At 40.9% G+C, this 25,342-nt stretch carries 29 protein-coding genes; 18 read left to right on the top strand and 11 right to left on the bottom strand.

All coding sequences use genetic code 11. The features are described from left to right. Positions 1-98 precede the first annotated feature (98 nt). From cysK to ACIQXU_RS13950, 4 genes are all read left to right on the top strand, one after another. Positions 99-1,022, top strand: a complete 924-nt coding sequence (gene cysK / locus ACIQXU_RS13965) for a cysteine synthase A (RefSeq protein WP_402955726.1) — start codon at positions 99-101, stop codon at positions 1,020-1,022. Positions 1,023-1,200: 178 nt separating this feature from the next. Continuing rightward, positions 1,201-2,409, top strand: coding sequence for a metallophosphoesterase family protein (locus ACIQXU_RS13960; RefSeq protein WP_402990359.1), 1,209 nt, complete (start codon positions 1,201-1,203; stop codon positions 2,407-2,409). 25 nt (positions 2,410-2,434) lie between these two features. Continuing rightward, entirely contained in the window at positions 2,435-5,431 is a 2,997-nt protein-coding gene (locus tag ACIQXU_RS13955; protein ID WP_402990154.1) for an ATP-binding protein, read from the top strand. A 66-nt stretch (positions 5,432-5,497) separates the two neighbouring features. Beyond that, on the top strand, positions 5,498-5,905 hold the full coding sequence (locus tag ACIQXU_RS13950; RefSeq protein ID WP_402990356.1) for a hypothetical protein: 408 nt from the start codon (positions 5,498-5,500) through the stop codon (positions 5,903-5,905). A gap of 25 nt (positions 5,906-5,930) precedes the next feature. Here the strand turns inward: ACIQXU_RS13950 and ACIQXU_RS13945 are convergent, their stop codons facing one another. Both ACIQXU_RS13945 and ACIQXU_RS13940 read right to left on the bottom strand, forming a co-directional pair. Further along, the gene (locus ACIQXU_RS13945) at positions 5,931-6,986 is read right to left on the bottom strand and encodes a FecCD family ABC transporter permease (RefSeq protein ID WP_402990150.1); all 1,056 of its coding nucleotides are present in this window, start codon (positions 6,984-6,986) and stop codon (positions 5,931-5,933) included. Next, positions 6,983-7,987 (bottom strand): FecCD family ABC transporter permease, encoded by a 1,005-nt coding sequence (locus ACIQXU_RS13940; protein WP_402990146.1) that lies wholly within the window; start codon positions 7,985-7,987, stop codon positions 6,983-6,985. Before ACIQXU_RS13940 ends, ACIQXU_RS13945 begins: the two co-directional genes overlap by 4 nt. 197 nt (positions 7,988-8,184) lie before the next feature. On the opposite strand from ACIQXU_RS13940, the gene ACIQXU_RS13935 reads away from it, so the two are divergent. The 5 genes from ACIQXU_RS13935 (at position 8,185) to ACIQXU_RS13915 (ending at position 12,135) form a co-directional block, all read left to right on the top strand. After that, positions 8,185-9,162 (top strand): ABC transporter substrate-binding protein, encoded by a 978-nt coding sequence (locus tag ACIQXU_RS13935; protein WP_402990143.1) that lies wholly within the window; start codon positions 8,185-8,187, stop codon positions 9,160-9,162. A gap of 123 nt (positions 9,163-9,285) precedes the next feature. Beyond that, a complete protein-coding gene (locus tag ACIQXU_RS13930; RefSeq protein ID WP_402990141.1) occupies positions 9,286-10,110 on the top strand; it encodes an ABC transporter ATP-binding protein in 825 nt (274 codons plus the stop codon). Next, the gene (locus ACIQXU_RS13925) at positions 10,103-10,801 is read left to right on the top strand and encodes a (2Fe-2S)-binding protein (protein ID WP_402990138.1); all 699 of its coding nucleotides are present in this window, start codon (positions 10,103-10,105) and stop codon (positions 10,799-10,801) included. Before ACIQXU_RS13930 ends, ACIQXU_RS13925 begins: the two co-directional genes overlap by 8 nt. A gap of 127 nt (positions 10,802-10,928) precedes the next feature. Next, positions 10,929-11,870, top strand: a complete 942-nt coding sequence (gene yhaM / locus ACIQXU_RS13920) for a 3'-5' exoribonuclease YhaM (RefSeq protein ID WP_402867705.1) — start codon at positions 10,929-10,931, stop codon at positions 11,868-11,870. A 97-nt stretch (positions 11,871-11,967) separates the two neighbouring features. Beyond that, positions 11,968-12,135: a sporulation YhaL family protein gene (locus ACIQXU_RS13915; protein ID WP_402867706.1), complete on the top strand. Its 168-nt coding sequence runs from the start codon at positions 11,968-11,970 to the stop codon at positions 12,133-12,135. Between the two features lie 54 nt (positions 12,136-12,189). Here the strand turns inward: ACIQXU_RS13915 and ACIQXU_RS13910 are convergent, their stop codons facing one another. Next, positions 12,190-13,050, bottom strand: a complete 861-nt coding sequence (locus ACIQXU_RS13910; RefSeq protein ID WP_402867707.1) for a peptidylprolyl isomerase — start codon at positions 13,048-13,050, stop codon at positions 12,190-12,192. Between the two features lie 204 nt (positions 13,051-13,254). On the opposite strand from ACIQXU_RS13910, the gene ACIQXU_RS13905 reads away from it, so the two are divergent. Beyond that, positions 13,255-13,338, top strand: a complete 84-nt coding sequence (locus ACIQXU_RS13905) for a YjcZ family sporulation protein (RefSeq protein ID WP_402868524.1) — start codon at positions 13,255-13,257, stop codon at positions 13,336-13,338. A gap of 179 nt (positions 13,339-13,517) precedes the next feature. Continuing rightward, complete coding sequence (locus tag ACIQXU_RS13900; RefSeq protein WP_402868526.1) at positions 13,518-13,601, top strand: YjcZ family sporulation protein; 84 nt, start codon at positions 13,518-13,520, stop codon at positions 13,599-13,601. 123 nt (positions 13,602-13,724) lie between these two features. Here the strand turns inward: ACIQXU_RS13900 and ACIQXU_RS13895 are convergent, their stop codons facing one another. Together ACIQXU_RS13895 and ACIQXU_RS13890 are read right to left on the bottom strand one after the other, a co-directional pair. Then, positions 13,725-13,907, bottom strand: a complete 183-nt coding sequence (locus tag ACIQXU_RS13895; RefSeq protein WP_402867708.1) for a hypothetical protein — start codon at positions 13,905-13,907, stop codon at positions 13,725-13,727. A 98-nt stretch (positions 13,908-14,005) separates the two neighbouring features. Next, positions 14,006-14,392, bottom strand: coding sequence for a DUF3267 domain-containing protein (locus ACIQXU_RS13890; protein ID WP_402990353.1), 387 nt, complete (start codon positions 14,390-14,392; stop codon positions 14,006-14,008). A gap of 375 nt (positions 14,393-14,767) precedes the next feature. Here ACIQXU_RS13890 and ACIQXU_RS13885 point away from each other — a divergent pair, with 375 nt between their 5' ends. After that, positions 14,768-15,094 (top strand): DUF1878 family protein, encoded by a 327-nt coding sequence (locus ACIQXU_RS13885; protein WP_402867710.1) that lies wholly within the window; start codon positions 14,768-14,770, stop codon positions 15,092-15,094. A 2-nt stretch (positions 15,095-15,096) separates the two neighbouring features. Here ACIQXU_RS13885 and ACIQXU_RS13880 read toward each other — a convergent pair whose 3' ends face one another. Together ACIQXU_RS13880 and ACIQXU_RS13875 are read right to left on the bottom strand one after the other, a co-directional pair. After that, positions 15,097-15,675, bottom strand: a complete 579-nt coding sequence (locus tag ACIQXU_RS13880; protein ID WP_402867711.1) for an HTH-type transcriptional regulator Hpr — start codon at positions 15,673-15,675, stop codon at positions 15,097-15,099. Between the two features lie 188 nt (positions 15,676-15,863). After that, on the bottom strand, positions 15,864-16,226 hold the full coding sequence (locus ACIQXU_RS13875; RefSeq protein WP_402867712.1) for a YtxH domain-containing protein: 363 nt from the start codon (positions 16,224-16,226) through the stop codon (positions 15,864-15,866). 320 nt (positions 16,227-16,546) lie between these two features. On the opposite strand from ACIQXU_RS13875, the gene yhzF reads away from it, so the two are divergent. Beyond that, entirely contained in the window at positions 16,547-16,726 is a 180-nt protein-coding gene (gene yhzF / locus ACIQXU_RS20960; protein ID WP_402955735.1) for a membrane protein YhzF, read from the top strand. Positions 16,727-16,847: 121 nt separating this feature from the next. Here yhzF and ACIQXU_RS13870 read toward each other — a convergent pair whose 3' ends face one another. The 3 genes from ACIQXU_RS13870 to ACIQXU_RS13860 form a co-directional block, all read right to left on the bottom strand. Beyond that, a complete protein-coding gene (locus tag ACIQXU_RS13870; protein WP_402867713.1) occupies positions 16,848-17,366 on the bottom strand; it encodes a tryptophan transporter in 519 nt (172 codons plus the stop codon). Between the two features lie 124 nt (positions 17,367-17,490). After that, positions 17,491-18,594, bottom strand: a complete 1,104-nt coding sequence (gene serC, locus ACIQXU_RS13865) for a 3-phosphoserine/phosphohydroxythreonine transaminase (RefSeq protein WP_402990135.1) — start codon at positions 18,592-18,594, stop codon at positions 17,491-17,493. Between the two features lie 202 nt (positions 18,595-18,796). Next, positions 18,797-19,219, bottom strand: a complete 423-nt coding sequence (locus tag ACIQXU_RS13860; RefSeq protein ID WP_402990132.1) for an HIT family protein — start codon at positions 19,217-19,219, stop codon at positions 18,797-18,799. Between the two features lie 660 nt (positions 19,220-19,879). Here ACIQXU_RS13860 and ACIQXU_RS13855 point away from each other — a divergent pair. The 4 genes from ACIQXU_RS13855 to ACIQXU_RS13840 all read left to right on the top strand — a co-directional run bounded on the left by ACIQXU_RS13855 (position 19,880) and on the right by ACIQXU_RS13840 (position 23,177). Beyond that, positions 19,880-20,623, top strand: a complete 744-nt coding sequence (locus ACIQXU_RS13855) for an ABC transporter ATP-binding protein (RefSeq protein ID WP_402990130.1) — start codon at positions 19,880-19,882, stop codon at positions 20,621-20,623. After that, a complete protein-coding gene (locus tag ACIQXU_RS13850) occupies positions 20,616-21,824 on the top strand; it encodes an ABC transporter permease (protein ID WP_402990127.1) in 1,209 nt (402 codons plus the stop codon). The genes ACIQXU_RS13855 and ACIQXU_RS13850 overlap by 8 nt, the downstream gene beginning before the upstream one ends. Positions 21,825-21,929: 105 nt before the next feature. Continuing rightward, positions 21,930-22,640: an EcsC family protein gene (locus ACIQXU_RS13845; protein WP_402955769.1), complete on the top strand. Its 711-nt coding sequence runs from the start codon at positions 21,930-21,932 to the stop codon at positions 22,638-22,640. A gap of 96 nt (positions 22,641-22,736) precedes the next feature. Then, positions 22,737-23,177, top strand: coding sequence for a cell wall hydrolase (locus ACIQXU_RS13840; RefSeq protein ID WP_402867719.1), 441 nt, complete (start codon positions 22,737-22,739; stop codon positions 23,175-23,177). A 124-nt stretch (positions 23,178-23,301) separates the two neighbouring features. On the opposite strand, the gene ACIQXU_RS13835 is transcribed toward ACIQXU_RS13840, so the two are convergent. After that, positions 23,302-24,516: a M20 family metallopeptidase gene (locus ACIQXU_RS13835; RefSeq protein ID WP_402955772.1), complete on the bottom strand. Its 1,215-nt coding sequence runs from the start codon at positions 24,514-24,516 to the stop codon at positions 23,302-23,304. Positions 24,517-24,610: 94 nt separating this feature from the next. Here ACIQXU_RS13835 and ACIQXU_RS13830 point away from each other — a divergent pair, with 94 nt between their 5' ends. Beyond that, positions 24,611-25,252: a phosphatase PAP2 family protein gene (locus ACIQXU_RS13830; RefSeq protein ID WP_402955775.1), complete on the top strand. Its 642-nt coding sequence runs from the start codon at positions 24,611-24,613 to the stop codon at positions 25,250-25,252. Positions 25,253-25,342 lie beyond the last annotated feature (90 nt).

Below are 25,342 nucleotides of genomic sequence, written 5' to 3'. Positions count from 1 at the left end.
AAGTATTTCCTTTACTAAACAAAAATTTATAAATGATATAATAATGAAGAAGTAAGTAAATGATGAATGTGAATGAGTTGAAAGGGGATTTTTAAGAAATGACTGTAAGAATCGTAAATAATGTTACTGAATTGATTGGGGATACACCAGTCGTAAAACTTAATCGTTTAACCGCGGAAGGCGATGCGGATGTATATGTCAAACTGGAATATTTCAATCCAAGCCGAAGTGTAAAAGACCGGGCAGCCTTTAATTTGATCCGTCAGGCTGAGCTGGACGGGCTAATCCAACCTGGGGCAACGATCATCGAGCCGACTTCAGGGAATACGGGGATTGGTCTTGCCATGAATGCTGCTGCCAAAGGCTACCGCGCGATCATGGTCATGCCGGATAATATGTCAAAAGAGAGAATCAATATACTGAAAGCCTATGGAGCGGAAGTGGTCCTTACTCCAGCGGCAGACCGGATGCCAGGTGCGATTCGAAAAGCGGAGGAGCTAGCCGCAGAGATTCCTAATAGCTTTATCCCACAGCAATTTGAAAACAAGGCTAATCCAGATATTCACCGGGTTACGACTGCAGTCGAGATATTGGACCAAATGGATCGGAATCTCGATGTGTTTATCGCAACTGCTGGTACAGGTGGAACAATTACAGGAACAGGTGAAGCTTTGAAAGAAGCGCTGCCTGAGCTAAAGGTTGTTGTCGTCGAGCCTCAAGGCTCACCTGTTCTTTCAGGAGGGAAGCCAGGTCCTCATAAGCTTGTCGGAACAAGCCCAGGTTTTGTTCCAAGCATTTTAAATACGGATGTCTTCGATGAAATCCTTCAAGCAACGGATGAAAATGCCATATCGACAATGAAGGACATGGCTGCGAAGGAAGGTATTTTAATTGGGCCTTCAGGTGGGGCCGCTGTCTGGGGTGCCCTTCAGGAAGCACGCCGCCTTGGAAAAGGAAAACGCGTACTGTGTATTGCACCGGATAATGGCGAGCGATATTTAAGCATGGATATCTTCAAATAAAAACAAAGACCGAATGCAGTGCATCTAAAAAGTGCCTGCGATTCGGTCTTTTTAATTATAAAATGGTCTATACTGTTTTCACCTAAACTAACTGGAATCATTCCTGTCATTAATATGGGAAAGTATGTTCTGGATATGATAAAATAAAAGTAAATAAATGTTAGGGGACGAGGTGGTTATGGTGAGTGCCGTTACGTTCATTCATGCGGCAGATCTTCATTTGGACAGCCCTTTTTCAGGATTGAGGGATTTGCCGGCATCCATATTAAAAGACATCAGGGAAAGTCCATTTAATTCTTTTCAAAGAATTGTGAAGAATGCGATCTGTCGTCATGTCGACTTCATGGTGATATCAGGTGATTTGTTTGATGGGGAAAATCGGAATCTTCGGACACAGGTCCGTTTTCGGAGTGAAATGGAAAGACTTCAGCAACATGGGATTCCGGTTTTCATCGTTCATGGGAACCATGATCACCTTAATGGCTCTTGGATTAAGGTGGACTTTCCTGAAAATGTGCATATTTTTTCAGACGAAATGGAAGTCAAGCGGTTTGAAAAGATGGACGGAACAACAGTCCATTTATATGGCTTCAGTTATCCACGGAGGCATGTAACGGAACGAATGATAGAATCGTATGAAAAATCAGAAGCTGCCGATTATCATATCGGCCTTCTTCACGGGAATTTAGAAGGAAATTCGGATCATGGAAACTATGCTCCCTTTTCATTGAATGAGCTTACTGAAAAGGACTTTGATTATTGGGCATTAGGTCATATACATAAGCGCCAGGTCGTTTCAGAATATCCACTTGTCATCTATCCGGGAAATATACAAGGGAGGAATCGGAAGGAGTCGGGTGTAAAGGGCTGTGTGTTGGTCGAAATGGACGGAGAAGAAAAAAGGCACTCCTTTATCGAAACATCCGAGCTGATATGGGAAAGTGTACTCTTTAAGGTCCCGGCAACCGCTGGCTTTGATGATCTTTATAAGCAGTGCAAGGAGATGATCGGGCAAAAACGTTCGGATGATAAGGGTTATCTCATAGACATCCAGCTGGATGTCGAGGATCCTTTTGTCTTCTCACGTGAATTACTAGAAGATTTAACCCGGCTTTTACAGGAAGAGGAAGAGCAGGAGCAATCATTCGTGTGGGTACATAAGATCACCCTTCAGCCATCTTCCTTACGTAAAGCGGGAAAAAGGCTGACACCTTTTACAAATGAAATATCCAAATTGACTGCTGATTTTGCCGATATAGAAAAGGTCCTAGCGCCACTTTATAAACAGGCTGCATCAAGGAGATTTCTCGATGCCTTGAGTCAGGAAGAGGAGCAAGAGCTCATGAATGAGGCTGAAAGATGGCTGTTGCAGGTATTTGAATCATAATGGTCAATTGAAGGAGGAAACCGATTTGAAAATTAAAGACCTCCATGTTTATGGCTATGGGAAACTGGAAAACCAGAGGTTCTTAGAAATGGGGCAGCTGCAGGTCTTCTTTGGGGAGAATGAGTCAGGTAAATCCACAATCATGTCATTCATACACAGTCTTTTATTTGGTTTTCCGACAAAGGTTCAAAATGTTCGGCGATATGAGCCTAAACTTCATGCCAAGTATGGCGGGAGACTCACGCTTATTACAAAAAAAGATGGTGAAGTCATCATTGAACGGGTGAAGGGGAAGGCAACGGGAGATGTGAAAATCACATTCCAGGATGGGAGAACCGGAGGCGAAGAAGAGCTCAATGAAATTCTTCATGGCATGGATAAAAACTATTATCAGTCCATCTTTTCTTTTGACCTTCAGGGGTTACAAGGCTTGTCTTCCCTTAGTGAAGGGGACATGAGTAAATATTTACTTTCGGCAGGCCTGATAGGAAATGATCGGTTGCTGGAGGCGGAAACGAAGCTACAGAAGGAGATGGATTTCCGGTTCAAACCTTCCGGGCAGAAACCACTATTAAACGTGAAAATAAAAGAGCTTAAGGAATTGGAGAAACAAGTCAAAGCTGCCGAAGTGGAACAACAGTCTTATACTGTTTTGTGCCAAGATGAAATAGAGCTGAATAGTCAACTGGCCAGCTGTCTGGAACAAATCCAAGAGATGGAGAGAAAACTTGTTGAATCGAGTTCTTTTTTACGAATTAAGCCATTATTCGAGGAACGCCGGGAAATTGAAGCAAGATTGAATGACATCGGGGACATGAATTTTCCTTCGGATGGTTTGAGGCGGTTAGAGCAGCTGCAAGCCGTTGAAGTTCCATTAAATGCTCAACTGGCGGCCTTGAATGAGAAGGTGCGGCAAATCGAAAGGGACCTTATGCAAAATGAAAGTGGTTCGTTCCTTAGGGAGCATAAAGAAAAGGTCGAATTTGCCATCGAACAAGGGGCGCTGCTGGATAAGCTAGAGCTGGATATAAGGAAAGTAGAACATGAAATTCAGGCTGAAGCAAAAAAAATCGAAAGGATTAAGCAGGATTTATTTTGGGATGCTGCTGATCAAGATATCAGTAAGCTTGATACCAGTACGTTCATGAAAGAAAAAATAAAGAGAGCGGAAAGGGAAAAGCATCATTTGCACCAAAATGAAAATCTGCTTGATGAAAAATACAGTCGGCAAAAAGTGGGCCTGGACACGACGGAAGCACGGATGAAGGAATTAAAGGCAAAACTTATGCCTTCGGAAAAAAGAAACGAGTTGGAAGCCATCGTCAACAAACGACAGGATTCCAACTTTGACGAAGTGAAAAGGCAATTTCTTGATGAGCAAATTTCAGAGCTGGAGGACCAATTAGACTCCCGGAAGAAGCGACAGGATCATCGTAAGCGCTTCCACTTACTAACTGGCGGGTTGATTGTCCTCATATGTGTGATTGCGATAGGAAGCTTCGTCAAAGGCCAGAGCCTAGGCGGCTTTATTTTACTGAGTGCAGCCATTGTATTGGCTGTTTCTCGGTTCCTTTCCAAAGGTGACGATAGTCTGGTTGGACAGTCTGCGCAACTTGAGCAAGCGAAAAGGAAACGAGCAGCGTTGGATCGGGTCGATAAGTCTCACGGAGACATGAGTGCAGAGGCGATGGAGCGGCTCATCAACCAAGATGATGACCTTCAAAAACAGCTGGACCATGAAATGTTTAAATATAAAGAACGGGAGGATGCCTTCGAATCCACCATCCAGAAATATGCCGCATGGGAGGAGAGAAAGGCACAGGTACAAGAAGCCGTGAATGCCATCATGACTTCTTGGGGCTTCCCGCATCCAGGTTCGGACGTCAATCTGGAGTCTACCTTTGACGAGTTGGTGAAGTGGAAGGAAGCAGTTGAAAGAAAGAATGAATATATCGAGACCCATCGCTTATTAAAAGCCGATTTCCATAGTATATCGGATGCATTATTTGATTACGCCTTACAGATAGGCAAAGAACCATCCACATGGAGGGAAGCCATCCTAACGTTGAAAAAGGAAGTCCAGCTCCTGGCGGAACAAACAGCCAAGTTGGTGCAATGGAAGCAGGTACTCAGAGATTTAATGAGTGAAAAAGAAAGCCTGATGCTGGAAAAAGACTATCTTGAAAAGGAGAAGGCCCAGCTATTTACGAAAGCTGAGGTGGATAGTGAAGAAGCATATCGTGAAAAAGCCATTTTGGCCGATGAAAGAATCATGTTGCAAAAGCAATGGGAGTTACTCAACATTCAATTGGAGCAAGCGGATATGCCACCGGAACGAATCCAAACATTTTCCGAACAAGGAATCAGCGTGTATTCGGTTGAAAACTTGGAACAAAGACGGAAGGATCTAGTAAAGGAAAAAACAGTTTTACTGGAAAACCAAGCTGATACCCGATATAAGATCAAACAGTTGGAGGCAAATGGCGTTTATGAGGAGTTGCTGCATCGTTTCCATGAAGCAAAAACCGCTTTTAACGAGGAAGCAAAGGAATGGGCAAAATTGGCATTGGCTAAAGGCTTATTAAATAAAACCCTACACCGATATAAAAGGGAAAGGCTTCCAAAGGTCATCGCGGAAGCGGAGCAACATTTAGTTTTTTTAACGAATGGTCGCTACCAAAGAATCATCCTGGAGCCAAAAGGTGAAGGGTTACGTGTAGAGCGGAGCGATGGCTTGAATTTCGAGGCCGAGGAAGTCAGCCGGGGAACGGCTGAACAGATTTATGTGTCCTTAAGGCTAGCACTTGCCGATCATACTTTTGCGGAAGATCCTTTTCCCCTTATCATCGATGACAGTTTTGTTAATTTTGATGCGAAGAGGACAAAACGGATGCTTGAGCTTTTGAATAAGGTATCCCAAAGGCGTCAAGTTTTATTTTTTACGTGTCATGAGCATAATTTGCACCATTTCGAGGGAAATGACGTGATTCATCTGTCAAAGCAAGTTTTGACTCCAAAATGATCATATTTTACCCTCCCCGACATAAAATGAAAAAAACTATAATAAAGAGAGTGAACGAATTTGGACATGCACGATTTTTTGAAACGATATGATGCTTCGCTACAGTTACTCATCGAGGATGAATTTCCTGACAGACGGTGTATTGGCGGAAAGTATTCGGTTTCGAATCATACCATCACGTTATATAAAAAAGATATCGAAATCCAAGTGAAACGTTTACTCGGTTCCCTCGAAAGGCTTGAGGAATATGTATGGATCATCTTTGCCCATGAGATGGGCCATGCATTGGACCCGGACCTTTCCATGTTGAGCATGGAATTAGTTGGTCCGAGTAAACGGGAAACGCTCTATCAAATAGAACTCAATGCCTGGAACATTGCAGGTGAATTGATTCCGTTTATCGATCAAGGCTTATTTAGTAGAGTTAGGGATGAGTCGCTGAGCTATTGTACAAAAGACGTACTTGTTGGTTGAAAACCCTTCGGAATTGGAGGGTTTTTTATTTTTTTCGCGATTTTACTAGTAAATAAATAAAGTATGGAGCACCGATGCTTGCAGTGAATACACCTGCAGGAATTTCAAGTGGTGAAAAGAAGGTGCGACCAAACAAATCAGCTAGCATAACTAGAATACCGCCTAAGAGGGCCGATACGGGAAGCAATGCTCCATATGAGGAACCGACAAGCCTTCTTGCCATATGAGGGGCCATTAAACCTACAAAGGATATCCCTCCGGAGAAAGCAACTGAGCCTCCAATGAGAGCGGTACTGATCGTCAACAAAGTAAACCGTTGTTTTTGTACACTTCCGCCAAGACCTGTCGCAACGTCATCTCCGAGTTCCTGGATATTAATATTCCGGGCATAAATAATGACAATGAGTATAAATAAGGAAATCCATGGAGCTAAAATCGATACATTTTCCCAAGTGCTAGCAGAAACACTCCCGGTAATCCAAATGTTCACCTGGGTCGCATGATAGATGGGTCCTAACGTAATCATTAACGTCGTAAGAGATTTCATCAGTGTCGCAATCCCGATTCCAATCAGAACGAGCCTGATGGGTGATACACCTTTTTTCCAAGATAAAAAATAAACGAGGTAGGCTGTCAAGGTTGCCCCGAGAAAAGCTGCGATAGGCATCCATTTAATGCTGACGGTCAAAGAATGGGAGGCATCACTGAAAATTGCTAAAAAACATACAACAGCAACAGATGCACCCCCGGTAATTCCGATAATATCGGGAGAGGCAAGCGGATTCCGTATAATTCCCTGTAATATTCCACCAGCAACAGCAAGTCCCATGCCCACCAATAAAGCGATTAGACTTCTGGGCATACGAAAAGACTGGATAATGAGTCTGTCTCTATCACTTCCCCCACCAAAAATCACCTGTAGAACACGTAAAGGGTTGATTTTCAGTTCACCCAAGCCGATGCTGATAATGAAAACTGCTACGGTAAGGACTAACAGCGCTATAAATACGAATATAGAATGATAGTTTAATAAAAAGGACACTCTATTGTTAAAATAACGGACGCTTTTATATTTCTTCATTTACCATTGAACCCCTTTCTAGCGATGTAAATGAAAAATGGGGTCCCAATAATAGCCGTCATGATTCCGACTGGAACTTCCCTTGGCATCATTATGTATCTGGAAGCTATATCTGAAGCAAGGAGCAATATAGCACCGAGGAGAGCAGCAAAAGGAACCGCCCACCGATGATCAGTTCCAACTAGATAACGCGTTAGATGGGGAATGACAATCCCTATGAAACCAATGGGTCCGGCAATGGCAACTGAACCGCCTGCAAGCAGAATCACAACTAGGCCCATCACTAGTTTTAGAAGGATAGTTTTTAAACCGAGTCCCTTTGCAACATCTTCCCCCATCGAAAAGACGTTCATTTTTCCTGATAACAGCTGGGCTAGTATCCATCCAACTACTAAATAAGGCAAAACAGCCGTCAGATTCTCCAGTTTTCTTCCTGAAACGGATCCCGCCAACCAAAATAATACTTGTTCCAAAGCTGTCTCATTGGAAACTAGTAGTCCCTGCGTCAATGAAGCGAAAAGTGCGGCCGTGGCTGCACCTGCCAGTGTTAGCTTCATGGGGGTTAGTCCTTCCCCACCAGCCGATCCAATCGCATACACGCCAATGGCAGCTATGGCCGCCCCTAAAAAGGCAATCCAAGTAAAGGCTTGAAGATTATTTATTCCTATGAAGGTAACAGCTAGAACGATTGCCATGCTTGCTCCGGCATTCACTCCGAGTATATCGGGTGAGGCAAGCGGATTCTTTGTCAGCGTCTGCATCAAAACCCCAGAGACAGCTAGACTTGCACCCACTGCCGCTGCAATGAAAGCACGGGGCAATCTCACGCTTTGAATAATCATATGCTCATTGGAATAATCGAAATGAGTGAAGGACTCTAAGGTCATTTTCCATGTAGTGCTTGTATATCCATATACCAGGCTAAAACATAAAAAAAGAAGCAATAATAGAATGGCAGCCCATAATCCGGTCCACCTATGGACTTTATTTTTCAACAGCATATTAGTAACCTTTCAGAAAATAGTATTTAAGAAAATTTATCCAAATCTATTTTAATTTCAATTGCATGAAATTGTCAATGATTCTGAAAATCATTATCAATTAGTATTGACAGGAAAATAAAAACTAATTATGATAGATTTGCTAGTGAGAATAGTTATCAATCACTAAGTATCGCTTATTTTTGGAGGACTTTTGGATGAAACGCTCTAAATTACTTTTTGGAATTTTTTCATTATTCGCTATTCTGTTGCTCGCGGCGTGTGGCAGTGATAAAGAAACTGCAGGAAATGAAAAAGACGATAAGACAAAAGAAGATACAAGCTATACTGTTAAACATGCTATGGGTACAGCTGAAATGAAAAGTACACCAAAAAAAGTCGTCATTCTAACTAATGAAGGAACGGAAGCGTTACTTGCTTTAGGCGTCAAGCCTGTGGGGGCGGTTCAATCTTGGTTAGGGAATCCATGGTACGAGCATATTACAGCTGATATGGAAGGAGTAGAAGTGGTAGGTACAGAATCCGAAGTAAACTTAGAGAAAATTGCGGAACTGGCACCTGACTTAATCATCGGCAACAAAATCCGTCAAGAGGCTCAATATGATAAACTTAACGCCATCGCTCCAACTGTATTCGCAGAGAATTTAACGGGAGATTGGAAAGAAAACTTCAAATTATATTCAAAGGCTTTAAACCTTGAGGAAAAAGGAAATGAAGTTCTTGGTGAATTCGATACCCAGGTTGAAGAATTAAAAGGTAAATTAGGAGATAAAGTGAATCAAGAAGTTTCTGTTGTGCGTTTCTTGGCCGGGACTTCACGTCTTTACTATACAGATTCCTTCTCGGGAGTCATCCTTGACCAACTAGGGTTTAAACGTGTTGAAGGGCAAGAAAAGCTATTCACTGAAGATAATAAGCTAGCGATAGAAGTCGGTAAAGAAGTCATTCCTTCAATGAATGCTGATATACTCTTCCATTTCACCTATGCACCTGAAGGCGATAAGGAGGCTGTGAAAACAGCTGAAGAATGGACGAATGATCCATTATGGAAAAAATTAAATGTTGTGAAAGAGGGCAATGCCCATGAAGTGAGCGATGCCATCTGGAATACAGCAGGCGGCGTTCTTGCTGCACACAAAGTATTAGATGACATTGAAAAGATGTTAGTGAAGTAATCATTCACTCAATAAGATAAAAAGACCTGAGCCAAAAAGATAGGCTTAGGTCTTTTTTTGAATTGACATTGAGAATCATTTTCATTAAACTAGGATTATTAGACTAATAAGGGGAGTAGTATAATGCGTCCAGCTATTAGCACCCAGTCTTTAGCGCTCGGCTATGGTGATAAATTAATTATAAATGAAATGAATATCGAAATTCCTCATGGAAAGATTACAGTGTTCATCGGAGCTAATGGATGTGGGAAGTCAACGCTACTTCGTTCAGTAGCCCGTCTATTAAAGCCCCATTCCGGTTCCGTATTGCTTGAAGGAAAGGCCATTTCTTCAATGGCATCGAAGGACATAGCAAGAAAGATGGCTATTCTGCCACAAGCGCCTCAAGCTCCTGAAGGACTGACAGTTTATCAACTTGTCAAGCAAGGAAGATATCCCTATCAGAGCTGGTTGAAGCAGTGGAGCTCTCTCGATGAGGAAAAAGTCCAAAAGGCGATTGAATCTACGAATCTTACAGGTTTGAAGGATCAGGTTGTTGATGAATTATCCGGCGGTCAGAAGCAAAGGGCATGGATAGCGATGACCCTGGCTCAAGATACCGATATCATTTTATTGGATGAGCCGACGACCTATCTTGATATGGCCCATCAGATTGATATTCTGGATTTATTATTCGAATTGAATGATTCTGAAAAAAGGACAATTGTCATGGTGCTCCATGATTTGAATTTAGCTTGCCGTTATGCAGATAATCTGGTCTCCCTTAAAGATGGGAAGATATTTACCCAAGGACGTCCAGAAGATATCATCACTCCTGAGATGGTTTATCAAGTGTTCGGGATGAAGTGTCAAATTGCAAGGGATCCGATTTTTGGAAGCCCGATATGTATCCCGTTTGGAAAGGGCCGTTATGCTAAAAAATCGGCGGAGGTATTGGCCCATGCATGAGGTGTCACCTTCAATCGAAGAAGAGCTGCAAACGTATCGGATTTCCTTTAAAGAGGAGATAAACAATCCAAGAAACGTGGAGGATATCGAAGAATTGATTGGTTATGCAATAATCCGCTCTGGAGCAGATACTCCTAGGGTTGCCGCTTCCATGTGGTTCAGGCGTTATGCATTTTTTATTACGGCACAATTGTACATGATCAGTAAGCATCGGCTTGTTTGGAATGGTTCGCTTTCTGATTTGGCCATTCTGGATGATCCTGCAGATGTGCAATGGTTTCCAAAATTCTGGCTGAAAGAAAATAGTTGGAGCGATGTTCCGGAGAAGGAAAGCCAACAAGCATTACATACTGTATTAAATAAATTTGGCGCTGATGTCATTGTCCCACTTTCTAAATCTACTAAAGTATCAAGACTTATACTTTGGGAAAATATATGGGGGTATACGGTCTGGATGTATTCAGAGTTGTTGAAGCAATGTGATATCAAAGAAAGAGTGGAAGCCGATATCGAAAATCTGCTGGATGATGAAATCTGGCTGGGGATGGAAAAGCGGTCACCATTCAAACGCTTCATCGGGGAAAAGACGGTACCTGAATCCATGAATTCTTATAAGCGTGTGACATGCTGTTTATATTATCAAATCGAAGGTCAAATGAAATGCCCTTATTGTCCCAATAGTAACTGTTGAATGATTTGTCTAGGAACCAGGCTGTAAGTAAAGCCTGGTTTTCTTATGTGCACTTTAATAGAAACTAAACGCACTAACCAAATTGGTATGTTATAATGTTGATATTTAATTGAACGGAGGCAGTCGCATGAACAATGGGATCATTCATTATGGAATTGGTGAAGTAGTAGATATATATATGTACATCAAAACGAGTACAAAGGCGGTTGCGAGTAATGGCAAGCCATTTTTGACGCTGATTTTGTCTGATAAAACGGGTGAAATCGAGGCTAAACTCTGGGATGTATCAGAGGCTGATGAAAAAACGTACAGTGCCGAGGCTACGGTGAAGGTACAAGGAGAGGTTCAGAATTATCGCGGTCGGAGTCAATTGAAGATTCGTCATCTTAGACTGACTACGGATGCTGATGGCGTCACAAAAGGCGATTTGATTCAAACAGCACCTCTAAGTCAAGAAGAAATGATGGAGACAATCACCCAATTCATCTTTGAAATGAGAAATCCGAATATCCAAAGAGTGACTAGGCATCTGGTCAAGAAGTATCAGGAAGAACTCTTAACGTTCCCTGCTGCCACTAAGAACCATCATGAGTACATGTCGGGCCTTGCTTACCATGTCGTGTCCATGCTGGGGCTTGCAAAGGCCATTTCAGGCTTATATCCATCCCTTGATAAGGACCTTCTATATGCCGGGGTCATTTTACATGATTTAGGTAAAGTCCATGAGTTATCGGGTCCTGTGTCAACTGTTTATACGGTTGAAGGGAACCTGCTTGGCCATATCACGATCATGGTGAATGAAGTGGGCAAAGCTGCAGAAGAACTTGGGATTGATACCGAAGAAATAATGATTTTGAAACATTTAGTTTTGAGTCATCATGGAAAAGCGGAATGGGGAAGTCCGAAACCGCCTATGGTGAGGGAAGCGGAAGTCCTTCATTATATAGATAACATGGATGCCAAAATCAATATGATGGATCGGGCCCTTGAAAAAGTGAAACCAGGGGAATTCACCGAAAGAGTCTTTGCACTGGATAATCGTTCATTCTATAAACCAACCTTTAAATAATGAATATGCTTCTTTCCTAACCGGGAAAGAAGCATATTTTTTTATCTCCTGCATATGCTCTAGTAAAACGATGGGGGATCTTGAAAGGAGAATGGACATGCCAATATGGATCTGGTTCGTGTTTATTGGAATCATTGTCAGTGCCGTTATGTCAATATGGACAGCGAGGAAAGAACGCATGATAGACGAAGCGTGGATTGAAAAGGAAGGGCAGAAATATATAGACCGTATGATAGAGGAAAGAGAGAAACGAAAAGAGGCCTAAGATAATAGTAAAAAGCGACAGGGGGTGGTCCCTGTCGCTTTTTAGTGGTGTCTATTATTTTTCTGTAGCAGTTTCGGATGTGATGGAATCTTTCAATTCTTTATCCTTGACCTTCACGTCTGCTTTTTTAATTTCAGAATCTAAAATATTTTGAACTTTAGTTTGGTCAATTTTAGCCACTTTTAGTTTATATTCAAGATCCTTTTTCATATCTTTATACGATTCTTTTTCTTTCTTATCCTGCAATTGGATGATATGGTAGCCAAATTCAGATTTTACTGGCTTGGAGATTTCGTCTTTTTTCAGCTTAGCTGCAGCTGTTTCGAATTCCGGAACCATTTCACCTGTACTGAACCAACCAAGATCTCCACCCTTTGCAGCCGTTCCTGTATCAGTGGAATATTCTTTCGCAAGTGCGGCGAAGTCTCCACCCTTGTCCAATTTAGCTTTGACTTCTTCAGCCGTTTTCTTGTCTTTCACAAGAATATGTCTGGCTTTAAGGTCTGGTTTGTAGTTTTCGTAAGCTTCTTTCACTTCCGCTTCCTTCACGTTAATGTCCGCGATGGCCGCTTTTTCTTGAAGCATGCCGATTCTAAGTGCACGCTTAAGATCTGCTTCACTATTATATCCAGATGAAGCTAAAGCCGAGTCGAAGTTTTCACCCATTTGATCTTTAAGCTCTTTTACTTTAGCTTTAACTTCTTTATCCGTTACCGTGTATTTATCTGAAAGAACCTTTTCGTATACCATTTCCTGAAGGACTTGGTCACCGTATCTGTCTTTCATCACATTGTAAAACTCTTCTTTTGATATATCTCCAGCTTTTGATTCCACTACTGCTTCTTTGTCGCTGTTGCATGCTGTAAGTCCGATCAGTCCAGCAGCTACGGCAACCGATAATGCCCACTTCTTCATTTAGTAACAACTCCTAATTTTTAAGTTTCTTTTTTTTTGTAATTATTCGATTATCCACAAAACTAACTATAACATATTTTGGCTGTTTTACAAAAAATAATATATTGATGTACCTTTAAGAATTTCAAAAAAACTGGGTGTATGCCCACCCATATCCTGAATCCCTACATATGATAAATCGAAGACAACAATGGAGGTAGTTTTATGGGTAATCGATATGGCAGTGGGTTTGCTTTATTGGTTGTTTTATTCGTCTTATTAATGATTGCTGCGGTCGCATATTGTTAGCCGAACACAACATTAATATGAAAAGTGCCCACTCCTTTTGGAATGGAGATGAATAGGATAGGGTAGCCGCTCATGAAATTTACACATGGTGAATAAACCTGATGAAATGTATTTTTTTTACGGGTTATAAGAGTGTGCATGAAAGTAATCTTAATCTGGAATGGGAAGGAGGAAGATCAATGTCTGGAGGAGTTGGTGGGGGCTTTGCCCTAATAGTCGTTCTTTTCATCCTATTAGTAATCATTGGCGCATCCTGGTTATAAGAAAAGACAAAAAAGACGAAGCCGTGTGCTTCGCCTTTTTCTTTATGTGGATAGAAGCGTTGGAATACCACATTAATGCAGGTATGTAATGATTATTATCAGTATATACGCAAGGGCTTCCCTTTACACATATAAAACTTCAATATAGGAGGATAATAACAAAATAGTGATCAACACATTAATGGTCCTGAATACTTTAGGTTGCTTTTCTTCAGAGATTTCCTTTTGAATACATAAAGAGTTTGTCATTCTATTAATATTATAAAGAATCACAATAGCAAAAATAATAAACCAGAACGAGATCAAAAAATCCCTCCTTGCATAACATCATGTATAAATACGATACCAAATATTAATGAAAAAAGATACCTAAAAATCTTGGTAGCGTCGGAAGGAGGCAATATTCATTTTTGGACTAGGATATCGTATCCTTCTCCGTGCTCCTCAATGAAGGATCGCCCGGGTGATCCTATCAGGTTCTTGACATAAATGAAATCCGACACGCACAAACCTGTATGCAAAGATAGTAAAATGGTGAAATAATGGGTGTAGTGTGGGAAAGCCACGGCGCAACCGATAAAAATAAAGGACATGATGAAAAAGGGTAGAACCAAGGTGATAAGATAGAGATTTTTCCGAATCGGATGATGCACGTATACTTTGCATGTAAGTACGAGATGCCACCTGAGGGACCATGATGTTTTTACCTTTTTACATATTAATCTCATAGGTAAGTAGTGTAATAATTTGTGAACAGGATATAATAAGAGCAATAAGCTAAAAAATCCCATCGTTTGATCGTCATACAAAATGACATGGGGTGAAAATACGCTTAATAATGTATATATTAAAACAAATGACATCATTATAGTGAAAACTGTAAATAGGAGTAGACGGCAACTCCCATACTGTTTTGAAAGGTCAATTGTTTTCCATGAATTCATGTTGAAATCAGCCTCCATAGACCCTTAAATTTACTTACATACATTACGATGAATGAATGGAAAAAGCAATAGGTTTTATGGATTTTGTTTTTAGATAAAAAAGGATGGAGTTTCCAGGCTCAGGATTGGTGGGGCATTTCGTGGAGTAACGAAAATTAACTGAAAATATAATAATGGATTTTGTATGCATATGCTAAATAATGATTGATTGGGGACTATAGAATGAGAAGTGTAAATGAGGAAATCGAAATACTCCGTTTTCACCAGCGACTGCTACTAAAGTTAATTCATAATCCACAGGCAAAATTGGATTATCTTTTCGTGGAAAAAAATTTCACGAAGAGGGAAGCCGAAGAATTACATGCCTTATGTGATGTATTGAGCAAACGCTTTGAAATAGAAAAAGCGGAAGGGTACATGAATTTTCGACCGCTTTTTAGTCAACTGGAGAAAAATTTGAATCCCAAAACAACTATAAAAGAATGCATTGAGGCTTGCCTCTCACAAGGTATATATGTATCGTTCATGAAGGAAATGGCTAAAATGTGAGATTAAACGGCCTCAGTTTCTTTCTCTATCTTTTTTTTTGTAATTTTGCCTTCCACGTCAGTAAAGTCCCGATCGATGTTAGCAAAGGATTTTTCGAATATTTCCATGAAATCTTCCCCATAGATATTACGGATGACAGCCATCATCTCAATCATTTCGGGGAACTTACCGTAAAGTTCACGAAGGGGCATCGCTCCGGAGAAAGCGGAGTTATTACTTGGTTCATAAGTCTCCATTAAATCAAGTATGACTTTTTCTCCCTCATCGGTGATTTCGATATACGTGTTTCTTTTATCATTCTCTTTTTTTGAGAACGTCAAGAATCCACGTTCTTCCAATTTCTTAGAAAAGTTAAAGGCAGTAGAAACATGCATGACCCCAAACTTGGCCACATCGGAAATGGAAGAGCCATTAAGATGATAGGCAATCCATAGAATGTGGTGCTCATTAATGTTTAAATCATGAGGCTTAATCCATTGTTGCCAGTCTTTTTCAATTGATTTCCATAAAGCTTTACTTAATTGAGCGATTCGCTGACTGAATATCATTGCTTCTTTCATAGAATAATTTTTATTCTGCATCTTATGGGCTCACCTACTTATCAGATTCTGTATATATTATTATGACAATAAAATAAAAATTAATAAAGAGAATATTAGCAAAATTTTTAGAAAATTTAATAATCGCCAATGAATTCTCCATTTTTCCCTAAAATACGATGTATTTTTATGGTAAAAATGGAGATTCGACAATGTGCTTCCTTTTGCCTTCAGTTTTTAGAAGAGGGTATGGTTGTTTCCAATTCTCTTAAAGATTCCTCTATTTCTTGAACATTCCTCAATAACTCCGTTTTATTCGGTTCGATGTCCTGCTTCCAGTTCTCTATGACGACTTGTACATCCGAAATGAAAGTTTTCACCGTTTCTTTGCTAATTTGAGTCGCTTCCATCGTGTCCTCTTTAATATTCAGCAATTTAACCTTCAACTCTTCAATCGTTGTTTTAATTTCATCGGAATTTGTTTTAATGCGACTCCGTAGGTCTTTCCCTGAAGTTGGTGTAGAAAGTAATGTGGCTGCACCCGCTACAACTGTTCCGGTAATAAAGCCGATCAATAATGATTTTGCCTTCATTTAGAATCACCTCATTTTATAATTATTCATTTCGCTTAACATGGCCTAAATCCCTGCTAGGAAAAACATCAATTGGAAATTATGTTATATAGGGATATAAATGCTATTGATAACAAAATACCATAATTTTCTTCCTTATGGAAGAGGATCTACCATTTTATCTTTATATCACAAAAATATTTTTTTAAACTTCTTTCTTTCAATAATGATAGGGAAACCAAGCGTGAAGACTCTGGAAGTTTACATATAAAGGGAAGTTCAGCATATAGATAATAAAAAAACATGCTGTCGGCTTTATTGATGGCATTGGTGGGTTTACAATGAAAATGATATTTTTATTAGGTCTACTATGCCTGTGCGGGATGGGGTATTTTTTAGCAAGAGCAAAACATCCAGGGAGTTACCCCCCTAAGAGGGTGCTTCAGTCCAATGCAGTCATGCTGGGGGTCCCAGGTGCCTTTCTGCTTTTGGTCTGGTTATTATGGGTGCTTGTTCATTAAGCGCCCGAGTGGTTTTAGGATGAGTTGGCGAGATCTAGTGGGTGTTGGTTCGAATCCAGATAGGAGTGTAAAAAAAAGCACCGGGCATCCGGTGCTTTTTAAAGTATGTTAATCCTGCTGATTAAGCATGAACGGGTATCTTTGTTTTTTTTACAATGCCATTCACAATTGGATAAATAACGATGATTGCCACTGTGTTAAGCAGTACGGCAGGAAGTACGACAGCTCCGAATAGTGCAACGAAAGGTCCTGGCAAGGAAACGATGTAATAAGCCGAACCAAGGAAGACAGCACCAGATATGATGGTTCCTAAGGCAGTCAGGATACTCACGCTGATAACGGAAGTTGAAAACTTCCTAATCCCGATGAATAAAAGGTAAAACAAAAAGGCTGTGACCAACTTATCGATGATATTGGGGATTTGTCCTCCAGGGAATGTCGTTGTCATGGCAGAAATGGCTCCAGCAGCCAGGGCGACGATGAATACATTCTTTTTCTCGGGAAACAGTACAATCGCCAAAAACATCATCAGCAACATCATGTCAGGCTTCATTCCTAAGAAGAATCCAGGAATGATAAAATGGAGGGCTGCTCCAATCCCAATTAATAGGGACATCGACACAAGGGTTTTCGTTTTCATTTACTCATCTCTCCTATTCTCATCTCAACTAAATTTCTTCAACAATGCACTATTGCTTGTTGCAAGAAGTTTTAAATATTATATCATAGGACCTAGCCTTTTAGAAGTCAAAATTACCTACATATCAAAGGGCTTGAGTTTCTTTTGCGCTGTAAGATTCTTGGAACTTTTTCATGAACGCAGCAAGTTCCAGACAATGGGAAAGTGGAACGGCATTATAAATGGATGCCCTGCAACCTCCGATGGAGCGATGTCCGTTAAGGCCTACGAATCCAGCTTCTTTTACCTCCTTAAGGAACTGCTTTTCAGCTTCTTCTGTTGGAAGTGTGAACGTTACATTCATATGTGAACGGCTATCAGAAAGGGCGTGTCCTTTATAGAAGCCATTGCTGTTATCAATGGTATCGTAGATGGCTTTAGCCTTTTCTTCATTGATTTGTGCGAGTTTTTCTACACCGCCTTGTTCTTTTGCCCAATCCAATACAAGGGATAATAAGTATATGGCCAATGTTGGTGGTGTGTTGTATAAAGAGTTATTTTTTGAATGAATAGAATAATTAAGCATGGAAGGAATCTTGTCATTATCAGTTATTAAGTCTTTACGGATAATTACGACCGTGATTCCTGATGGTCCCAAGTTTTTTTGTGCTCCCGCATAAATGATGCCGAACTTACTAACATCAATTTTTCTGCTAAGGATATCGCTCGACATATCTGCCACGAGTGGGACGCTTCCTGTTTCAGGGAATTCCTTCCACTGCGTGCCGTAGATGGTATTGTTGCTTGTAATGTGCAAATAGGCAGCATCTTCATTGATTTCGATATTAGTAACTTTGGGAATGAACGTATATGTATCATCTTTAGAAGAGGCAACGACCGCTGTTTCCCCAACTTTCTTCGCTTCCTTTAAAGCCTTTTCCGACCAAGAACCAGTCAGGACGTAATCTGCACGTTTCCCATCTTTCAATATGTTCATGGGAATCATGGAAAATTGGAGGCTGGCTCCACCCTGTAAAAGCAAGACTTCGTAATTGTCCGGAATTTCCATGATTTCTTTCAGCGTGTGGATCGCGTGATTGTGAATTTTTTCGAATTCTGCGCTTCTATGACTTAATTCCATGACAGACATGCCAGAATCCTCGATATTCAACCATTCATTTTGAGCTCTTTGTAAAACTTCCAATGGAAGGGCAGCAGGCCCCGCGTTAAAATTACGTGCACGTTTCAATGTGTGTTCCTCCTATACAGTAATGTGTGAAAGTATGTAAGACTATATATATCCTAACAGAAAACGAATTTAAATAGGAGGAAAATTTAGAATTTTTAGTGTGGGAAATCGTTATGTAAAAACATGTAAAAAATAGGCCCCTAAAGGAATCAGGGACCTATTTGGTCTTGGTATTTCCCGATATAAACAAAAAAGGGAAATGTTATTTAATGTGTTGGGAAATGGAATCGGCAATTCCTTTTAAAGCTTCGGGAGTATACTCGCTTGTATGGGTTTTCCAAACGGCACCGAATCCATCATGCTCACCATGGCGTGGAATCAAGTGCATATGGAAATGGAAGACGGATTGTCCGGCGGCTTCACCGTTGTTGTTTAGGATATTCAATCCTACAGGCTGAAATTCCTGTTTCATGGCTCGGGCAATTTCCGGTACGACTTCAAACAGATTCTTGGCGATCTCAGGCGTTAATTCATAAATGTTTTCCTTATGTACTTTCGGAATCACCAGTGTATGTCCTTTTGTTACTTGGCTGATATCAAGAAAGGCAAGTACATGTTCATTTTCATATACTTTCGTACTTGGAATCTCTCCATTGATGATCTTGCAGAAAATGCAATCGCTCATATAAAACACTCCATTCACTATTTTGGTTAATCGTACCATAGCATGATTCCCCAGGAAAAGAAAAAACATAAAAACAGGATGCAACGAAAACGTTGCACCCTGCCTGTTTGAAAAAGGGGAAGTGGGCTTCAATTATATATTCGCATTAGCATCTAAATTCTCTGCGACAAACACCTCATCTACAATAGAGTAAAATTTTGGTCATCTGATTAGAGATTCTGCATTCAAAGCAACCATCTCCTATATCTTTAAAGTTTTTTAACTTCCAAAGTATATTCGATAATGAATGAATGATTTTTCAGCTTTTACGTGCAAGAGAACCATCTCCTTGCTCGAAACGATTTTAATAATGAAGCTTCTGGTATTGTTCAGTTATACGTCTTTGACTGACACCTCATTTACAATTTTGAATGTGAATAAATTGTAATGGAACTTCTGGGTATTTCAGTGTTATACGTCTTTAACTGACACCTCATTTACAATATGATGTGAATCACTTGCAATGACTAGCCCCTTCTTCCTTAATTATGATGGCCCAGAAGTAAGAAAAATATAATTGGTTATTTTAGGAAATTTTAAATTGGGTGCACTCGACTATATAAAAACAGGAGAATTTGGTAAAATGGTAAAAAGAACGTTTATATAGAAAGGATCGTTTATATGTCCTTATTGGAAATTAAGCAACTAGTTGGGGGATACACGAAATTACCCGTACTGAAAGGAATAAGTTTCGATATTCAGCCTAATGAGCTTGTTGGGTTAATCGGACTCAACGGTGCTGGGAAAAGTACGACGATAAAACACATTATTGGACTCATGGAGCCTAAAGGTGGAAGTGTCTCGATTCATGGAAAAACACTTGCCCAAGATCCTGATACATATCGGAAACAATTTACATATATTCCGGAAACGCCTATTTTATATGATGAATTGACACTTGAGGAACATTTGAAACTAACGGCCATGGCTCATGGTCTGGAAGAATCCGAGTATAAAGAGAGAATGACCGGTCTCTTGAAGGAATTCCGCATGGAGAAAAGGCTTAAATGGTTTCCGGCCCATTTTTCTAAGGGCATGAAACAGAAAGTCATGATTATGTGCGCCTTTTTAATACAACCATCATTATATATCATCGATGAGCCATTTGTTGGACTGGATCCACTAGGCATTCAGTCTTTGCTTGATTTGATGAGGAAAATGAAGGAGAGTGGGGCAGGTATATTGATGTCGACGCATATCCTGGCTACTGCGGAACGTTATTGCGATTCTTTCATCATCCTGCACAACGGAGAAATACGGGCAAAAGGTAATTTGGAGCAGCTTCGCGAACAATTCTCCATGCCTGGAGCCACGCTTGACGATTTATACATCCAGTTAACGAAGGAAGAGAACGGTCATGAATAGTCAAGGTCTCTGGAAGGAACGGTATATTCTCTACATCCAGGAAATGCAAAAATACCTTCGTTACATTTTTAACGGCCATCTCGTTTTCGTGATGGTGTTGGTTTTAGGCGGTTTGGCTTATTATTACAGTGACTGGGTGAAAACACTGGATGGTGATTTTCCGGCTGAACTGATCATGGCCTTTGTGTTGGGCATCCTTGTAACTAGAAGTCCCATCAATACATTCTTAAAAGAACCGGATACCGTGTTTTTACTGCCGCTTGAAACGAAGATGAAAAGCTACTTCAAAAATTCTCTGATGGTCAGTTGGGTCATGCAAGGATTTTTGCTATTAATCATGTTAATCGTATTCGTACCATTGTATGCAAAAGTTACGGGTGCAAGCGGTAAGCAGCTAGGGTTCATACTCGTTGTGTTACTCGTATTGAAGTATCTGAATTTGTCCATGCGCTGGCATGTGCTGAAGTACCAGGATGTATCAGTGAGCCACTGGGATTCGATCCTCCGCCTGGTACTTAATGGCGTCATACTTTACTTTGTATGTTCCAGAGCCCATATCCTATATGTACTGGTCACCTTCGTATTGCTGTTTGGCCTATATCTGTATTACCGCAGTGCCACCAAAAGCCTTGTTTTGAAGTGGGAACGTTTGGTGGAACTTGAAAACAAACGGATGACATCCTTTTACAGAATCGCGAATATGTTCACGGACGTTCCTCACTTGAAAGGGAAGGTAGCACGCAGGAAGTGGATGGACTGGCTTTTAGCCCTCATCCCATACGGTGAAAAATCCACCTACAATTACCTGTATGCCCGCACATTGCTTAGATCGAATGATTATGTAGGTCTATGCTTACGGTTAACGGTAATAGGCGCCGTCATTCTGATGGTGTTTACAAACATCTGGGCGCACTTAATCGTCACTTTCCTATTCCTATTCATGACAGCCCTTCAGCTTTTACCAGTTTGGAAGGTGCATGAATGGAAAGTCTGGGTATCCTTATATCCATTGCCCGCAAAAATGAGGGAAGCCGCAGTCATTAAACTTATATCCTATTTCCTTTTATTTGAGGCTGTACTGTTTTCCCTCATCCTTTTAATAAAAGGAGAATGGGTTTCCACTTTAGCCGTATTGGTTCTAGGGATCATCTTCATTCTGGGATTCAAAAAGTACGCCACCAAAAAAATCAAGAACTTTTAAACGCGAAGCTGATTTTTCTTTTGAAAAGTCAGCTTCATTTTTTTTGTGAAATGAAAGCTAAAACTTATATGGATGGTATATACATGAAATATGGAGGTGGGAAATATGGATGCATACGAGCAAAAGGCGCTATCTGAACTCGCCTCATGGATAAAGAAAGTCAATAAGAAGTCAGGCAAGTTTGAGAGGGTTTCCAAACAGGTTCAACTCAAAGTGAACAGTTATATTCCGTCAAGGGTTCATAAAGTGATTTCCGAGAGCATTAGAAGCATGGTGGGGGCTGTGTTGTCAGGATCTAAGTATATATCCAAAGAAAAAAACGTCATGCTGTTATCTTTGCAACAAAAGGAAGAGTGGGTAAAAGAAAAGGTCACGAGCCATCGAAGAACGGCGGTCATTGAAGGGGTGGGGACGGGTGCTGCAGGCCTATTGGTTGGGATGGTCGATTTCCCCCTGCTGTTAAGCATAAAAATGAAGCTGTTATTCGAGATTTCCCGCCTATATGGATTCGACCCAAACGAATATGAAGAACGCTTGTTCATCCTTCATGTCTTCCAAATGGCTTTTTCAAGCGAGAAAAAGAAAATGGAGACTTTAAGGGTCATTCAGGAATGGAATAGGGGAAATCACCCGGAAATCAATTGGCAGGATTTTCAGCAAGAATATCGCGATTATATTGATGTGGTCAAAATGTTCCAGCTTGTTCCGGGGTTTGGCGCGGCCGTCGGTGCCTATGCAAACCACCATTTACTTGAACAGCTTGGGGAGACGGCGATCAATTGTTATCGGATTCGTCTTTTATCCAGTAAAGAATGATTAGAGTACCCGTCGGTTTCTATTTAAAACTTCGTTTCACTTTTATGAACAGACATGAATATAGTTATTTTTCATACTATATATTGAGGTGAAAACATGCCAAGAGTAACTTACCGAAGTTCGGATGTAGATTTAATGGCAAGGATGATGAGGGCAGAGGCCGAAGGTGAAGGGCTCCAGGGGATGTTATATGTCGGGAATGTCATTGTGAATCGTGCTGTAGCAGATTGTTTGGACTTTAAAAATGTTAGAACAATCCCTGAAGTCGTCTATCAGGTTCAAGGAGGGAATTATTCTTTCGAAGCGGTTCAAAAAGGAAATGTATTTTATCAAAGATCGAGAGAGGCTGAAAGAAGATTAGCAAAAAGGAATTTGGAAAGTTGGAGAGAACACCCAGCGAAATATGCTCTTTGGTACTTTAATCCATATGCTGCGTGCCCTCCAACATGGTATGACCAGCCTTTCACCGGCCAATTTAAAAATCACTGTTTTTATGAACCAAAACCTGGAACATGTGAAAGTGTTTATATGGGATAGTTTTTGGATGTTCCGTCCATGTTACAGTTTTTTAAAGAACACCCTTGTAGGTGCTTCATTTCGTGCAAAAGGGAACCCCTGGAATTAATGGGGTTCCCTTTTGCTGTTCCCGGTAAGTCAATGCCTATCCTTTATTCATAATGGTGTCTTGTTCTTGGTGGGGTTGTTTTTTCTTATGATAAGTGATTGCCGCGTTACCTAATGTTTTGGCAGCTATAAGCATGGCCCGTTCATCAAAGTCGAATAGGGGATGATGGTGTGGATAAGTAGGGTCTTTTCGTGGTTGGGCACCAGTAAAGAAGAATGTTCCTTTAACATTCTGTAAATAATAAGAAAAGTCTTCACCTGTCATATTTGGCTCAACTTCCTCTAGGAATTGGACTTCTTTGATTGAGCTGGTGCAATCGATAAGGAACCTGGTCTCCTCTTCATGGGTGACGACCGCTGGATAGCCTTGATGGAATTGGTAGTCATAGGTGCAATCGGCAGAAAGGCAAATCCCTTTAACGACCCTTTCTATTTCTTCACGAATGAAAGAACGGACACCTTCTTTGAAAGTTCGGACTGTCCCAACTATCTTTGCTTTGTCTGCAATGACGTTAAAGGCATTATCCGCGACGAAGGAACCGATGGTGATGACGGCTGAATCCAATGGGTTAATGCGACGACTGACGATTTGCTGTAAAGCGACCACGAGCTGGGAGGCAGTCACGATGGCATCCCGTGTATTATGAGGTTGTGCACCATGTCCTCCTTGACCTTGTACCAGGATTTCAAAACGGTCGGCTGCCGCCATTAGCGGACCATATGCGTATTGAATGGTTCCTGTCGGGGCCGTTGCCCATAAATGAGTGCCAAAAATCACGTCCACCCCATTTAAACAGCCTGCTTCGATCATTGGTTTAGCCCCGCCTGGAGCATATTCCTCTGCATGCTGATGGATAAAGACATATTCACCTTCCAATTCATCCCTCAGTGCATAAAGGGTCTTTGCAAGAACCAGAAGAGTCGCGGTATGGCCATCATGTCCACAGGCATGCATGACGCCAGGAACGGTGGACTTATAAGGAACTTCCTTTTCATCCTGAATGGGAAGTCCGTCAAAATCGGCTCGCAATGCAACGGTCTTACCGGGTTTACTACCATAGATCTTTGCCACTACTCCGTTTCCCCCGACGTTGGTTCGAACATCTATCCCTAGTTTCCGATAAAACTCGGCGATAAAGGCAGCTGTTTTGGTTTCATGAAAGGAGAGCTCAGGATATTGGTGAAGGTATCGTCGGATCGATACCATCTCCCCGTAGGACTCCTCGAGAAGAACATCTAATTGTTCAATCATCACAAAACTCCTAATCATTGGATTATTTGTAAATAGTATATCATAATTGGAGGGAGTAAAAGGGGAATCGGTCATACATAAAGGAGCATTTATCATGATTAAATATTCGAAGCTTGCTGCCATACTAATATGCTTGTTCATTTTCATTATGATCATGAACGAAGTAGAAAAAGGAGTCATATTACCCTTTGACAGTACTATTTCGAGAATCTTTACAGGGGTGGAAACTACATATTGGTTTCCTTTTTTAAAAACAATCACATATCTCGGTTCATCCATTTTTATAGGTTGTGGCAGTCTTGTTCTCGTTCTATATTTATGGTTTGGAAAGAAGGATTACACGGCGATGGCAGTCGTCTCGATAGGAGTGGCTGGAGGCGACCTCTTAAAGAGATTGATAAAGAAATGGATCCAAAGAGATCGTCCTGAATATAGCTTGGTGGAAGCTCCGGGTTTCAGTTTTCCAAGCGGGCATTCCATGGTAGGGATGATCTTTTATTGTATGGTTGCTTATTTCACCATTAAAGCAATAAAGTCCAAATCACTGAAATGGGTAGCCGGCATTGGATTTCTTTTACTAATCCTTCTCATCGGAATGAGCAGGATTGCCCTTAGAGTCCATTTTCCTACCGATGTCTTGGCTGGCTTTGCCCTCGGTGTGGCGTATAGCGTAGGTTGTCTATCCATATATCATGGGTTGAAGAGGAAAGAGGTTAGGGGAAATGATGGGCCTTGAAAGCAGGGTCAAGGATGATTCGTCCGTTTTTTGCCAGTTTTAAAAAAGAAAAGGCCGATACCCAAAAATGGGTGGCCTTTTCATGTATGG

The organism is Peribacillus sp. NPDC097284 (assembly GCF_044761765.1).
GTDB lineage: Bacteria > Bacillota > Bacilli > Bacillales > DSM-1321 > Peribacillus.
Note: the sequence above shows the minus strand (reverse complement) of the source record. Positions and strands in the feature narration are given on the sequence as shown.